We start from the raw sequence: 15,175 nt of genomic DNA on the forward strand, positions 1-15,175 counted from the left end.
CGGCCCCTTTGACCGGCCGCAAATCCGATGTAGCAAGGCCCCATGTCGAAAAAGACCCTGAACACCGCAAATCTTGCCGCCCTCGGGGCGGAGCGGCTGGCCGAACTGTTGATCGAGGTCAGCACCGGCAGCGCCGATATGAAACGCCGTCTGCGGCTTGAGTTGAGCCACAACCTCGGCCCTGCTGAACTCGCGCGTGATGTGCGCAAGCGGCTGGTCACGATCCGGCGGGCCAAAAGCTATGTCGGGTGGCGCAAGCGGACGGCGCTGATCAAAGACCTGCGCACCCAATCCGCGATGATCATCGACAAGATCGCGCCAGACGCCCCCGCCGACGCTTTCGACCTGCTGTGGGAGTTTCTAGCGCTCGCCCCTTCGGTCATGGATCGGGTGGACGACAGCAAGGGGGACGTGGGGGCCGTCTTTGCCGATGCGCTTGCTGAGATCAGCCAGATTGCCGCCCGCGCCCCGCTGGACCCGATCGCGCTGGCGGAACGCACGTGGGAGGCGGTGCAGGGGAATACGGATGGCGCTTTTGACGAGATTATCACGCGCATGGCCCCGTCCTTGGGCGACAGCGGGCTCGCACATTTGAAGGGGCTGATCCAAAGCTTTGACGCGGCACCGCTGGACGCGACAGAGGATCACCCCGCCTTGCAATTCCTGCGCGAGCTGCGCGGGCGCAATGCAAACTACGCCGCGCAACGCAAAAAACGCTTTGTCCAGATGCACCTGCGCGAGGTGGCCTGGGCACAGGGCGATACGGAGACCTACATCTCGCTGTTCTCTCCCACCGATCTGGCGCGGCCCACCGTTGCGGTCGAGGTGGCGGCGCTCTGGTCGGCTGCTGGCAATCACGATGCCGCGCTTGATGTTCTTGAGGGTGCGCGCCCGAAGGGTAAAGAGGCGGGGCGGCAGGCGTGGGACGCGGCCTATCTCCACGCGCTGATCGCATCGGGGCGCGAAGACGAGGCCCAAGCCCACCGCTGGCGCTGTTTTACCGAAACGCTCGACCCCGAGATGCTGCGGGCGCACCTCAAACAGCTCCCGGATTTCGATGATCTTGAGGTAGAGGAGGCCGCCAAGGCCCATGCGGCCACGTTCAAGGATCTCAACGCGGCGATCGCCTTTTTCCTCGCGTGGCCCGACCTGCGCGGGCTCGCAGCGATGATCGAGGCGCGCGCCGAGACGTTGAATGGCACCCATGTCGTCCCGCTCTCTGATGCCGCCGATGCGCTGCGGGCGCGTCATCCTCTGGCGGCAGCGCTGTGTTGGCGCGCCATGATCGAAGCCGCGCTGTGGGAAAGCGCCAAGTCGCGGTACGCGCAGGCGGCCGATCATCTGATGGACTGCGCCGCCGCGGATATCGAGATCGAGGATTACGGAGCTTTCGAAAGCCACGACGCCTTTGTCCGGCGCTTGCGCAAACGTTATGCCCATAAAGCAGGGTTCTGGACGCGGGTGACCTGATCTGCGCGTGCTGGGTCTTTTCTTGCCACGACGTGGGAACCAACAGGCACGCCGCGCGTATGGATGCATGAGTATTTTCAAACGCGCCGCCTTCGCCCCCATTGCCGCCCTTGGCTTTGCCCTTCCTCTTGCAGCTACCGCTGATGTGGTGGGCAATGTCGATGTGGACTGGCTGGGCAATGACATCGTGGTAGAGGCGGTCCAAGACCCCGAGGTCAAGGGGGTCACCTGCCATCTGGCCTATTTTGAACGGGGCCTGATCGACCGTCTGCAAAAGGGTAATTGGTTCGAGGATCCGTCGAATTCCTCCATCTCTTGCCGCCAGACCGGCCCGATCGAGATTGGGGACATCTCGCGCGATGACGAGGGCGAGACGGTGTTCAGCGAACGCCGGTCCGTGATCTTCAAGACGCTGAAGGTCAAACGGATTTTCGACGAAGAAAACAACACCTTGGTCTATATCAGCCACGCGCGCGATGTGCAGAACGGGTCTGCTAAAATGTCGATGTCGACCGTGCCGCTCTATGTGCCGACCAAATAGGCAAAGCTTTGCCAAGGCGTATCATCCGCTTTGCCCGCCCCCGTGCTTCGGCTATTCTATGCCGAAGTCATAACAAACAAGGGCGCGGGCAGTATGAGCATTTCTCGAAGAAGTTTCACCGTCGGATTGGCAGCATTGGGCCTTGCGGCCTGTAGCACCGGCAACAGGGCAGGCAGCTTTGCGCCGCGCAGCGATGCGGCGCTGGCACCGGACCTGCAACCCCAACCGAATGCGGGCTATGACGCGTGGGTTTCGGCGTTCAAGTCACGCGCTGCGGCGCAGGGCATTTCCGACAGCACGCTGCGTCGCGGCTTTGCGGGGGCGGGCTATCTGCCGGGGGTGGTCAAACGGGACCGCAACCAGACGGAATTCAGCCGCTCGCTTGAAGATTACCTTGCCATTGCGGCATCGGACGAACGTGTCACCAAAGGGCGGGCAGCATTCGCGCGCCACCAAGGCGTGCTGCGCCAGATAGAGGCGCGCTACGGCGTGCCTGCCGAAGTCGTCACCGCCGTGTGGGGGCTGGAAAGCTTTTACGGGGAACGGCGCGGGAATGTGCCGGTCGTGTCGGCGACATCGACGCTGGCCTATGACGGGCGTCGCGGGGCCTTTTTCGAGAAACAACTGATTGCGGCGCTGCGTATCCTTGAGCGCGGCGATGTCTCGGCTGCCGGTCTGACCGGAAGCTGGGCCGGTGCCATGGGCCACACGCAGTTCATCCCCACATCCTATCAATCCTTCGCCGTAGATTTCACCGGCGACGGCAAACGCGACATCTGGTCTGACGACCCGTCGGATTCGCTGGCCTCCACGGCCGCCTATCTGGCGAAGTCGGGCTGGAAGTCCGGCCAGAAATGGGGCGCAGAGATGGGCACCGCGGCGGCAAGCTCTGCCACACCGGTGCAGATCCTCCAGCCGGATGCGGGCGGGCCGCGCTTTGCGATCTTTAACAACTTCAAGGCGATCAAGCGCTATAACAACTCGGACAATTACGCGATTGGCGTCGGGCATCTGTCGGACCGTATCGCAGGGGGCGGGCCTATTCAGGCCAGCTTTGGCCCCGATAAATACGGGTTGACCATTGATGATCGCAAGGCGTTGCAAGAACGGCTGACCGCCCGTGGCTTCGACACGGACGGCACCGATGGTGTGATCGGCCCGAACAGCCGCAAGGCGATCACCGCCTATCAGCAAAGCCAGGGGCTGCCCGCAACCGGCGACCCGTCGCGTGAGCTGCTGGCGCGGTTGGGCTGATACCACGATGAAACGATGATCCGCCCGCTTAGCTCGGGCGGATCAGATCGGCGATTTCGGACAGTTTGCTGGCCAGCGGGCTGGTCTTGCGCCAGATCATCCCCACACGGCGCGTCGGCTCGGGCGCGGGAAAGGCGTTGACCGCCACCTGCGCCGACCGCGTTTCCACGGCGACGGCCATTTCGGGGATCAGCGTCACGCCGATGCCCGCGCCGACCATCTGCACCAGCGTGGACAGGGAGCTCGCATCCAGCCCCTCGCGCGCGGTTTCCGACTGCATATCGCAAAACGACAGGGCCTGATCGCGAAAGCAATGCCCTTCCTCAAGCAGAAGTAACTTCATCTCGTTCAGATGTGCGCTGCTGGGGATCGGCTTGCCGCGATCAGCCTCGGGGCGCACCAGCATGAATTTCTCGTCAAACAGGGTGACTTCGGTCAGGGAGGGTTCTGACACGGGCAGGGCGACGATGGCAGTGTCGATGCGCCCCTCGGTCAGCTCGGTGATCAGCCGCGGGGTCATGGTTTCGCGCACATGGATATCCAGCGCGGGGTTCATCCGGGTCAGCTTGGTGATGATCGAGGGCAGCAGATAGGGGCCGATGGTGGGGATGATGCCGATTCTCAGCCGGCCCATCAGCCCGTCCTTGGAGGCGCGCGCCATATCCTGAAGCTCGTCCACCCCCTGCAGGATCGCCCGCGCGCGCGGCGCGAAATCGACGCCAAAGCTGGTCAACGTGATATTCCGCCCGCCGCGATCAAAGAGGGGCGTTTGCAAGTTCTGCTCCAACTCCTTGATTTGCACGGATAAGGCGGGCTGCGAGATCGCGCAGGCCTCGGCGGCGTGGCCAAAGTGACGGTGATGGGCAACGGCTTCAAAGTAGCGAAGCTGTTTAAGGGTGATGTTGGTCATAGTTTATTATTATCAAACTGATAGGAAATGCCAACTTAAACTAATCAATAACTGCTGTTAGAACAATTCCAGAAAGACGGGGCAGACCGTATCGCGCCCCCGACATCCATCCCCCGTGACGCGGTGCAAAACCGCGCACCAGACAGATAACATCGGAGACCACCATGGACGGAAATGACGTCGAAAACATCAGCAAATGCCCGGTCGTCGGCAGCCACGGCCGCAACTCAAAGCGCGGTGCGCGGTCGTTGAACGAATGGTGGCCGAACCAGCTGAACCTCAAGCTGCTGCACCAGAACACCATCGATTCGAACCCGCTTGGGCCAGACTTTGACTATGCCGAAGAGTTCAAGAAGCTCGACGTTGACGCGGTCAAGGCTGACCTGCATGCGCTGATGACGGATTCGCAAGACTGGTGGCCCGCGGACTATGGTCACTATGGCCCGTTCTTCATCCGTATGGCATGGCACGCGGCAGGCACCTACCGGACGGCGGATGGCCGTGGCGGGTCCAGCACGGGCACGCAGCGTTTCGCGCCTCTTAACAGCTGGCCGGATAACGCCAACCTCGACAAGGCGCGCCGCTTGCTGTGGCCGATCAAGCAAAAATACGGCAACCAGATTTCCTGGGGTGACCTGATCATCCTGTGCGGCAATATCGCGCTGGAATCGATGGGGCTGAAAACATTCGGCTTCGCCGGTGGCCGCGTGGACCGTTGGGAACCCGAAGAGGATGTCTATTGGGGCCCCGAGGACGAATGGCTGGACAACAAACGCTACAGCCAGGAACGCGCGTTGGAAGACCCGCTGGCCGCTGTGCAGATGGGCCTGATTTATGTGAACCCCGAAGGGCCGGACGGCAAACCCGATCTGCAAGGCTCTGCCAATGACATCCGCGACACCTTTGGCCGGATGGCAATGAACGACTATGAAACCGTCGCGCTGATCGCGGGTGGTCACACCTTTGGTAAGGCGCATGGTGCCGTGGGTGGCGAGAATGCCGGCCCCGATCCCGAAGCCTCGCCGCTGGAAGCTCAGGGCTTTGGCTGGACCAACAAGCACGAGACAGGCCACGGCATCCACGCCCTGACCAGCGGGCTTGAAGGCGCATGGTCGCAGAACCCGACAAGCTGGGACATGACCTATTTCGACAACCTGCTGGGGCTCGAGTGGGAAATGACCAAAAGCCCTGCCGGTGCCGTACAGTGGACCCCAAAGAACGGCGACGCCGCAGGCACCGTGCCGGATGCGCATGACCCGTCCAAACGTCACGCGCCTATCATGTTCACCTCTGACCTCGCGCTGCGCGAAGACCCCGAGTATTTCAAGATCGCCACGCGCTTTCACGAAAACCCCGAGGAATTCGCCGACGCCTTTGCCCGTGCATGGTTCAAGCTGACCCACCGCGACATGGGGCCGATTGCCCGCTATCTGGGCAAGGACGTCCCCAGCGAGGAGCTGATCTGGCAGGACCCGATCCCCGCCGTGACGCATACGCTGGTCGATGACGCGGACGTTGCATCGCTGAAAGCCAAAGTGCTGGAGTCGGGGCTGAGCGTTCAGGAACTGGTGGCCACCGCTTGGGGCTCTGCCGCGACCTTCCGCGGGTCTGACAAGCGCGGCGGTGCAAATGGCGCGCGTATCCGTCTGGCACCGCAGAAAGACTGGCCGGTGAACGAACCCGATCAGTTGGCCAAAGTGCTTGGCGTGCTGGAAACGATCCGCGCAGACTTCAACAACGCGCAGTCGGGGGACAAAGAAATCTCTGTCGCTGACCTGATCGTGCTGGCCGGTGCCGCCGGGATCGAGAAAGCCGCCAAGGACGCGGGCCACGACGTGACCGTGCCCTTCGCACCGGGCCGCGGCGATGCCTCGCTTGAACAGACCGAAGTTGACTCCGTCGCCTATCTTGAACCCGTCACCGACGGTTTCCGCAACTTTGCCAAGACCCGCTATTCGGTCACCACGGCAGAGCTGCTGGTCGACCGCGCCCAACTTCTGACGCTGACCGCGCCAGAGATGACGGTTCTGGTCGGGGGGATGCGTGCACTGGACGTGAACGTGGGCCGCGCCAAACACGGCGTGTTCACCGATGCGCCCGGCACGCTGAACAACGACTTCTTCACCACATTGCTGGATATGGGCACCGTGTGGTCGAAGGCGGAAGAGACCGCGACGGACGACATCTATGAAGGCCGCGAACGCGCCACGGGTGAGCTGAAGCACACCGGGACAGCTGTTGATCTGCTTTTCGGGTCGAACTCGCAGCTGCGCGCGATTGCAGAGGTCTATGCAGGTGATGTCGCGAAAGACAAATTCGTGACCGACTTCATCGCCGCCTGGACCAAGGTGATGAACCTCGACCGTTTTGACCTCGCCTAAGGGTAGGTAACGAGTGCCAAGGGCGCGGCCGGTATCCGGTCGCGCCCTTTTTGGTGTCGTGGTGTCAGATGAAACAGGGCTTAGCTGCCCGCGTGGCGCAGCAGGTGGGCCTGTGCCTGCTTTGCCGTGGGCGGGGTGCTGCTGCCCAGCAACAGCAGATGCCAGTAGAATTGCACTTCTGCCGGATCGGTCATCAATGCGGCAAAGCTGTCATGGTGCCACTGCACCGCCTGCGCGTGCGCGTTGGCGACACCGGGCAGGGCGCGCAGGCGGGTGACCTCTGCCATTGTGGCGTCCAGCATCGGGTCAATCATCGTGTCAGCCACGGTGTTGAAATTACGCTCCGCCCAGTAATGCAGATCCAGCCGCTTTGTCGTTCGGTTGGGAAGGCCGCGCCCGCGTTTGACCATAAACTCGCCCGCCGAGCGCAGGGAATAGTGGTTCAGCCGCGCCCGCGCTTGGCTCTGCATCACGCCGAACAAGTTGATCCGGTTATCATTTTCGGCAAAGCCCCCGGGGGCGGCCTGAACACCGCCGAGATTCCACAGCGGGCTGACACCGCGCTTTTTCTTGGGCCGATGCACGCCGAGCTTCTGAAAGGCAGCGGGCCGGTGCAGGGTCTTGAAGAAGCTGCCCGCAGGCAGAAAGAACGGATCAGGGGCCGCATGGCGAAACCGCAGCGGGGTGAGCGTATCTTGCAACGCCTCTTGCCCGTCCGCACCGAAAAACCGCCACGGCAGGGCAATCGCATCGGTATCCGCGGGGACAGAGGCGATCAGATCGGGCAGCCCACGCATCGGTGCTGCGAGGGTTAGAAACTCGTCAGCGTCGAAAAACAGCGCCCAATCGGCCTGTTTCATCAGCTCATGGCGGTCGGCCAGACGCATGGCCTGCCATTGCACCGATGTGTCGCCCTCGGGGGTGAAGGGCACATGGGTGACATCATCCAACAGGTCCAGCAGGGCCGGCGTGCCATCGGTGCAATCATGGGTAAAGATCAGAAAATCCGTCACCCCCGCCGCGCGGTGATGCGCGATCCATTCAAGGCAATAGGGCCCTTCGTTGCGCATGCAGGTTACGGCAAGGATACGTGTCACGGGCGGGCGGTCCCTTGGGTCAGGGTGGCAAAGGTTGGGTAAATGACTCTCATGCGGGTCAGGGCAAGTCAATCTTTGCCACGGGCGATGCTGCGCCGGCTTAGGATTGTTTACAAGCTGGGGTCGGCTAAGCTATCGTTCTGCCAATGTATTTGAAAACACCACGGTGCATTTCAGCCCCGCGTTTCGCGCCACCAGAGAGGCCCCTTATATCATGAACACCCGTCGCCCTGTCGCCTCCCTTTGGATCGGCGAAAAGCTTCATTATCTGAACCAGCTTTGCCTTAAGTCCCATGTCGTTGCGGGTCATAAAACGATCCTGTATTGCGCCGATAAAGTGGACAACGCTCCCGAAGGGGTCGAGGTGCGCCCCGCGTCCGAGATCATGGAGATTGACCGCGAACTGGTCGCCGCGACCAGCGCGTCTTTCCTGTCGAATGTGTTCCGCTACAAGATGATCCAGAAGACCGGCGCGATCTGGATCGACTGTGACGCTTTCTGCCACCAGCCTTTCCCCGAGGATCAGGAATATATCTTTGGCCGCCACGGCATGTCTGGCGCGCTCAACTGTGGTGTGGTGGGGTTGCCGCAGGAATGCGAGTTGATGGACCAACTTCTGGATTACTACGATAACCTACCGGACTATCCCGCATGGTGGAACAAGAACCAGCGCAAGAAATACGACCGTCAAGACCCCAAACTGACCCACGCGCACCGCATCTATAATGCCGAGCGTACGGCCTTTGGCCCGCAGGCGTTTACCTATTTCGCCAAGCAGACCGGCCAGTATGAAAAAGCCAGCGAACGCGAGGTGCTGTATCCGGTGCCGTTCCAGTTGAACGACATCTTCTATGACCCGCATGGCCGTGTCGAAGGGCATTTCACCGATCAGACGCTTTCGGTGCACCTTTATACCAATGGCACGAAACCGTGGTGGGAAAAGAACGAACCTCTGCCCGGTTCCTATGCCGCGCGGATGTGCGAGAAGATCGGGATCGACCCGTCCAAAGCACTGCGCTAAGCCGCGTTACAGAGGGCCTTTGCCATTAATCTGAAACCGCACACCAGCCGGCACGGCAAGCTGCTGGCCATCTCTATGATGAAGGATGAGGCGCCATTCCTGCTGGAGTGGTACGCCCATCACCTTGCCGTGGGGTTCACCAAGATACTCGTTTACACGAATGATTGTTCCGACGGCACCGATGACATGCTGATCCGGCTTGAAGAGCTGGGTCTGGGCTACCACCGGCGCAACGACATCCCCGAAGGGGTGAAGCCGCAGCCATCTGCGATGAAATACGCGCAGGCCGAACCCAAAGTCGCCGAGGCCGACTGGATCTTGATGTTCGATGCCGATGAATTCCTCTGCATCAACTATGGTGACGGCACGCTGGACCCGATGCTGGACGCGGCGGGGGATGCCAACGGCATCGTGATCACCTGGCGCATCTTCGGCTCTGGCAATGTGGTCGACTGGTCCCGCGATCCGGTGACCGAACAATACCTCTATGCGGCCCCGCCAACGTGGAACAAGGGCTGGGGCGTCAAGACGCTGTTCAAGTTCGACCCTGACAAATGGAAGATCGGCATCCATCGGCCGTCGATCAAGAACAAGCATCTGGAGACCGGCTTTCCCGACACTGTGAAATGGCTCAACGGATCCGGCCAGCCGATGGAGGATTACTTCAAGTTTCGCGGCTGGCGGTCGATCCGGCGCACCGTGGGCTATCAATGGGCGCAGATGAACCACTATGCGGTCAAATCGATCGACAGCTATGCGATCCGCAAGTTTCGCGGCAATGTGAACAACAAGAAAGACAAGTATAACGCCGACTACTGGTCGCTGCAGGACCGAAACGAGGTCTATGACGACAAGATCCTGCGCTATACCGAACGGCGCAAGCAGATCATGGACGAACTGCTGACTGATCCGGTTCTGTCGCGTCTCCATTATGCCGCCATCGAAAAGGTCGAGGCACGGCTTGAAGAATACCGCGCGACCGACGCCTATGCAGAACTGAAGCAATCGCTGCTTGAGGCATCCGAGGTGCCGATCACGCAGATCGTGGCCAAACCGCCCAAGGCCCGCGACCCCGAAGAGATCGCCAAGCTGATGTCTCAGGTCGAGAAAAACGTCGCCGACCGCCCCGCCGAGGAACGCCGTAGCGTGCCGGAAGCCGCGTTCGCGGATGTCGCAGAGGGCGGCGACGGGTTCGTTCCGGGCGACATTGACGTATCGGTTCAAACGGCGGTGGACTGGGTGCCCAACCACGATATCGCCCTGCCTGCGGATGTACGTATCTTTGCGCAAAGCACGCTCGAGCTTGTGATGCGCGGCAAATACCAAAGACGTATGGCGCGCATGACCGGGCGTATGGTCGAAGCTGGCCAAAAGGTGCTCGACCTTGGCGCGGGGATCGGTTTTCTGTCGATCCATGCAGCGCAAACGGTGTCAGAGGCGACGGTCCTCGCGCAGGAGGATAACAGCTCGCGGTTGGCGATCATGCGCGACGTGCTGGACCATAACGCGCTTGAACTGGGCGACCGTTTGTCCATGATCGACACGCCGGTGATCTGCGACAACGATGCCGAAACCCTTGCGCGGGTGAACCAGATGATCGCGGACCATCAGCCGGATGTGCTGCGCATCAGCTACGAGGAACTGGGCGGCAGATTGCTGAGCCGGGTGACGCTTGGTCCTGTGACGCGTGTTGTGTTGTTCGGGCCTGCCGTTGCCGCGTTCCACGCGCAACGGAGCAAGGTCAAAGACCCGAGCCTGTCGCCCGACCAGGACCAAAGCATGCCCGAGTTTGTTATCATCGAGCCAAAGCAGGCTGCCCATGCGACCTGAGACGGCTTTGCCGAAGGGGATGGCGGCTGCGGTGCTTTTGCCGCCTCGGGGATGGTGACATAAACGATGCTGAAGGGGGCGCGAAACGGCGCCCGACCCGCCAATAGGAACGTATCAAATGCCAGACCACGCCCCCAGTAAACGCGGTGTCCTTCTTCGGGCAAAGAACGGCGACGTGATCGGCTTTGACGAAACGGGCCTGCGCCTGAACCTCTCGGACAGCGTCATCGCCGACATCCACCGCCGCCTGCCTGCCGGAGGGCAGACGCTGCCCGTCGATGCGGCTGTGTTGGGCGATGTCGATGCGTGGAACCTTCGAGAGCAGGGGGAATGGTACGTGTTTGACGCGAACCTGCCCGGTGCCCAAGGCACGCGGCAATTCCGCCGCAAGATCACCGCTGCCCCGGACGCCAGCGCGCCTGATATCATTGCCGACACGTCGGGCGCGGTCTTTGGTGTTCTGGCCATCGGGGGCACGCGGCGGGCGGTGACTGCAGATGAAACACTGTCCTTCCCCTACCACGTGGTGACCACCGGTGATGACTTGGGGCCCGCTGGGGCTGCGGGGACAGAAACGCTGGCACCCACTGACCTGATGCAGCGCCTGACCGAACAGACCCGCGACAGCCTGATCGCCGACGAAATTCTGCGTCGCAGACACGCGGAGCACCGCGCCCTGCCATTGCTTTATGCGCGCACCGAAACCGACAGCAGCGCCAGCATCACCGCGTTGATCGACGGGGCCGCCTTTACCAGCTTTCATCAGACTGTCGCCAACCTTTGTGCCGCCGCGCGCGCATTGGGTAAACCGGCCAAGGTCCTGTCTGTGGGGCTGGATTTCACGCTCGAAGATGTTCTGAGCGCGGGGCCCGAATGGTGCGCCGCCATGCACGCGCTGATGCGCCGTATCACGGATATCTTCGCCGACCACGGATTGCGTAAGCCGCTATTTACAGCTGTCTTTGATGCAGGGACGCGGGATGTATCGGACTCGGACGTGCTGCGCGCGCAGTGGGATTTGGCATGGAACAAGGGCGGGCACGATCACGTCTACGCGGCACCGGGCTATATGTTCGCGCTGGATGAATTTGGCCGGCCCACAGATATCGCGCGGCTGCAGATGGCCGAGATGGAGGCCTGCGCGATCGAGGCGCGCAACAGCGACCAACCGTGGAACTGTCCCGTTCTTCTGCTGGCAGAGCGTGAGCCCGACAACCCCAGCGTGATCCGTTGCCGCGGGGAGGGGATGGGCCCCTTTGTGCTGGATGCCGCCGACCCGCTGAATGCCGGTCGTGCCTGTGGTTTCCGTCTGGAAGGGGACAGCGCCGGTGCCAAGATTACCAGCGTGCAGCTTGATGCCAAAGACCGTAACGATCTGCTGATCACCTGTGACAAGCCTCCGACGGGGGAGGGGCTGACGCTGTGTTATGCCATCGGGGCCGCACCCAGCGACGACGGGATGCCCGCCAATCGAGGGGCGCTGCGCGACGGGTTCTGCTATGCCAGTCGAACCGGCGCGATGTTACACCGTTGGGCGCTGCCAGCCGCGCTGCCGGTGCACTGATGGAAGATTTCACGCCCCTTTATGTCGATATCGACCTGCCCGAAGGTGTCTTGTTGCGCGATGATGCGGCGCAGGCCAGCGTCGTGGACGCCTGTCACCCCAATGATGCGCAGGCGATCTGGTATCACGCCCATGCCCCTGCGATGACCCTCAATACGCAAAAGGCGATCATCCAATGGGCCGCCGAGAACGGCCTCGGCACCCCCGCGCGCCCTGTCGATCCGAATGACGACAATGGCACGCTGCTGGAGCGCGGCGGGGTGGCATTCACGCGCGGGGTGAATTGCGGCTTTGTCGTTGATGCGGCACTGGTCGAGCAGGACTGCTTTTGCCTTGCCATCCGCGTCACGTCGCCCGACGCAGAGGCGCGTAGCCTCCTGACGGTGAACCCCGACGCCAGCGACAACTACCTGTTTCTCAGCGAAAGCGAGGGCCGGCTGATCTGGCGGGATGATGCGGGTATGGTCGAGGTTTCCATGCCCGCACCGGGCAAGGACTATTGGGTGCTGGCAGGTTTTGACAAAGGGCAGTTGCACCTGACCGCCGCACCGGTCGGGGATGTGTTTCCGATCCCGCAGAAGAGCATCCGACCAAGCGCTGAACTGGCGGCAGAGTTGAACGGTGTGGCTGATCTGTTCATCGGCTGCCGGTCCCACCGCAAGGGGATCCTCAAGACCCTGGGCACATCGGTAGTTCATGATGTGCTGATCTGGCTTGATCACGGTGCCAGCACGCCCGCCGCCCTTGAACAGGTCGCGCGCGCTTGCCGCTATGCCGAAGCGCCCCGAAACACAGGGGAACGCCCATGAGCTTTACCAGAACCGACACCGCTGGCGGCAATATCTGTGTCATCTGGATCGATGATATGATCGATATTTTCACGTGGCGAACGGCCTTCGGGCTGCAGATCAGCACGCCCAATATCGACCGCTTCATGTCCGAGGGGACGCGGTTTTCCAATGCCTATGCCACCGTGCCGCTTTGTGCGCCGTGCCGGGCGGAACTGGCGACGGGCTTGTCACCGTTTCGCACGGGGCTGGTCGATCTCAACCGGTTCTGGCGCGATATCTTGCCGCCAACGGCGGGCTGGCAATACGATCTGCGCCGCAACGGGTTTCGCACGTTCACAACGGGCAAGGTCGACAGCAACTACAAACCCATGCCCCATGAATATGCGCGCATCCTCTTTCATGAACAGCCTGAGGCAAAGGATGCGGGGCGGCGATCCAAGGTCAAGAAATACCTCGACAAGGGGCCGGGGATCGCGGGCGTGAACCATCCCGATGACGATGGCAGCCAAGATGACCGCTTCTACGACAATAGGGTGGCGCAGAATGCCATCGACTATCTGGATCGGGCCGACCCTGCGCGGCGGCACCTGATCCAGCTGGGCTTCAAGCACCCGCATTACAACCTGCAATGCCCCGACCGCTTCTATCAGCAGTATGATCCCGAGCAGATTGTCTGGCCCAATTCTGCCGCGCCGGAAGATTACTTTGGCCCGCAGGAGGGCATGGCCGTCTACGAGGCCGCCTATATCGCCAACGGTCCCTGGACCCCGGAGAAGGCGGGCGATCATGCGTGGCGACAGGTTGTACGCGCCTATTTCGCGGCCATCAGCCATGTGGATGCGGAAATCGGCCGCTTCATGGACGCCTTGCGCGGCTCGGACCTGGCGCAAAATACCACCGTCCTGTTGCTGTCAGACAATGGGTTCAACCTTGGCACCCACGACAGTTTTCACAAGATGAGCCAGTGGGACAGCGCCGCCCATGTGCCGCTGGGGATCTGGCACGCAGGCATGACGCAGGGCCGCGTGGTCGAGATGCCCGTATCGCTGCACAATGTGCCTAAGACAATCATGGACCTGGCAGGGCTGCCATACCGCCCCGACTGGACGTCGGGCCAAAGCCTGCTGCCGCTGATCGACGACAGTTTCGGATCGTATGACCATAGCAAGTCTCCGGTGACGAGCGTTTTCGGCACGCTATCCGTGCGCGCCGCCGATCCCGATCTGAGCCAATACCGCTACTTCCGCTACCCCAACGGCGAAGAGCATATCTATGATCTGGTCGCCGACCCCGGCGAGACGACAAATATCGTGGAAACGGCCCCGCTCGACGCGTTGCGCCGCACGATGGTGGATAATGCGCTCGACCTCGGGCTTGACCTGCGCGGGTTCGAGAACCCGCAGCGCGGGGTCAATGCGATGATGGCGCTGGACGGCTCTGTGGTGCTGGCAGGAGGCACGGCGGATAATGATTATTGGGCCTATGGGGCCAATGCCGAGAAGATTTCGGAAGATGAAGACGGCGGCAATGACACCTTGTGGTATATGGCGGGGCCAGATGACTATGTGCTGCATATGCCCGCCTATATCGAGAATATCCGCATCGCCACTGTCGTCGCCCGGGAAGAGCAAGACCCCTCGAAGGGCAAGCCCATTGCGGTTGTGGCGCATCCCGATACCCCGATGAACTTCGAAACCTCCGAAAGGGTCGCGGTGAATGTCCAAGGAAGCCGCGGGGCCGATGTGATGATCGGTGCAAAATACGCGGGCGCGACCTTCTATGGCGGTGCCGGCGACGATATGTTGATCGCCAAATCGGGGCGCGGCAAGGATGTGCACCTGTTCTACGGCGGCGCGGGCAATGACACGCTGATCGGCGGCAACGGGCGCGACATCCTCGACGGGGGCGCGGGCAACGACGTGATCCGTGGCGGGGCAGGGCGCAGCAAGATCTACGGCGGGCCGGGCAATGACGATATTTCCGACGGCGAAGGCGGGTCCGAAATCCACACCGGCCCCGGCCGTAACCGCGTGAAATCCGCAGGCGGGGATGATACGATCTATATCGGCAGCGGGCACAACACGATTGAACCCGGCAAGGGGCGTGCGACCTTCCACGTGGCCTATGGCGGCGTGACGACACTTACCGGATGGGAGGACGACTATACGCTCGACCTATCCGACTGGCCGGCCGCCCCGACCATCACAATCGACGAAGGCCGTGGTGCGGAACTGAGGCTCGGCGTCGCCGTCGTGCGGATCAACGCCGCCGTCAGCGCCAGTCAATTACAGTCGCAGATCCAGCAAAGCCGATGAA

Annotated in this window: 11 protein-coding genes; 9 read left to right on the forward strand and 2 right to left on the reverse strand. The window is 61.7% G+C overall.

From position 1 onward, the window contains the following. Nucleotides 1-42: 42 nt before the first annotated feature. From C1J04_RS06400 to C1J04_RS06410, 3 genes are all read left to right on the forward strand, one after another. Nucleotides 43-1,470, forward strand: a complete 1,428-nt coding sequence (locus C1J04_RS06400) for a DUF6880 family protein (RefSeq protein ID WP_009826439.1) — start codon at nucleotides 43-45, stop codon at nucleotides 1,468-1,470. Between the two features lie 67 nt (nucleotides 1,471-1,537). Further along, the gene (locus C1J04_RS06405) at nucleotides 1,538-2,011 is read left to right on the forward strand and encodes a CreA family protein (protein WP_005852196.1); all 474 of its coding nucleotides are present in this window, start codon (nucleotides 1,538-1,540) and stop codon (nucleotides 2,009-2,011) included. A 93-nt stretch (nucleotides 2,012-2,104) separates the two neighbouring features. Further along, nucleotides 2,105-3,265, forward strand: coding sequence for a lytic murein transglycosylase (locus C1J04_RS06410; RefSeq protein WP_037954268.1), 1,161 nt, complete (start codon nucleotides 2,105-2,107; stop codon nucleotides 3,263-3,265). A gap of 28 nt (nucleotides 3,266-3,293) precedes the next feature. On the opposite strand, the gene C1J04_RS06415 is transcribed toward C1J04_RS06410, so the two are convergent. Next, nucleotides 3,294-4,175: a hydrogen peroxide-inducible genes activator gene (locus C1J04_RS06415; protein WP_009826441.1), complete on the reverse strand. Its 882-nt coding sequence runs from the start codon at nucleotides 4,173-4,175 to the stop codon at nucleotides 3,294-3,296. Nucleotides 4,176-4,339: 164 nt separating this feature from the next. Here C1J04_RS06415 and katG point away from each other — a divergent pair, with 164 nt between their 5' ends. Further along, a complete protein-coding gene (gene katG, locus C1J04_RS06420; protein ID WP_009826442.1) occupies nucleotides 4,340-6,556 on the forward strand; it encodes a catalase/peroxidase HPI in 2,217 nt (738 codons plus the stop codon). Nucleotides 6,557-6,636: 80 nt separating this feature from the next. Here katG and C1J04_RS06425 read toward each other — a convergent pair whose 3' ends face one another. Continuing rightward, a complete protein-coding gene (locus C1J04_RS06425; RefSeq protein ID WP_009826443.1) occupies nucleotides 6,637-7,653 on the reverse strand; it encodes a glycosyltransferase family 2 protein in 1,017 nt (338 codons plus the stop codon). 166 nt (nucleotides 7,654-7,819) lie between these two features. Between C1J04_RS06425 and C1J04_RS06430 the strand changes: the two genes are divergently transcribed. The 5 genes from C1J04_RS06430 (at nucleotide 7,820) to C1J04_RS06450 (ending at nucleotide 15,174) form a co-directional block, all read left to right on the forward strand. Further along, nucleotides 7,820-8,674: a hypothetical protein gene (locus tag C1J04_RS06430; protein WP_254693855.1), complete on the forward strand. Its 855-nt coding sequence runs from the start codon at nucleotides 7,820-7,822 to the stop codon at nucleotides 8,672-8,674. A gap of 75 nt (nucleotides 8,675-8,749) precedes the next feature. Beyond that, a complete protein-coding gene (locus C1J04_RS06435; protein WP_009826445.1) occupies nucleotides 8,750-10,504 on the forward strand; it encodes a glycosyltransferase family 2 protein in 1,755 nt (584 codons plus the stop codon). Between the two features lie 118 nt (nucleotides 10,505-10,622). Next, nucleotides 10,623-12,068 carry a hypothetical protein gene (locus tag C1J04_RS06440; protein WP_009826446.1) on the forward strand — a complete coding sequence of 482 codons (1,446 nt, stop codon included), beginning with the start codon at nucleotides 10,623-10,625 and terminating at the stop codon, nucleotides 12,066-12,068. Beyond that, complete coding sequence (locus tag C1J04_RS06445) at nucleotides 12,068-12,877, forward strand: hypothetical protein (protein WP_254655160.1); 810 nt, start codon at nucleotides 12,068-12,070, stop codon at nucleotides 12,875-12,877. The genes C1J04_RS06440 and C1J04_RS06445 overlap by 1 nt, the downstream gene beginning before the upstream one ends. Further along, nucleotides 12,874-15,174: a sulfatase-like hydrolase/transferase gene (locus C1J04_RS06450; protein WP_009826448.1), complete on the forward strand. Its 2,301-nt coding sequence runs from the start codon at nucleotides 12,874-12,876 to the stop codon at nucleotides 15,172-15,174. Before C1J04_RS06445 ends, C1J04_RS06450 begins: the two co-directional genes overlap by 4 nt. The last annotated feature ends 1 nt before the right edge of the window (nucleotide 15,175 follow it).

This window comes from Sulfitobacter sp. SK025, assembly GCF_003352105.1.
Taxonomy (GTDB): Bacteria; Pseudomonadota; Alphaproteobacteria; order Rhodobacterales; family Rhodobacteraceae; genus Sulfitobacter; species Sulfitobacter pontiacus.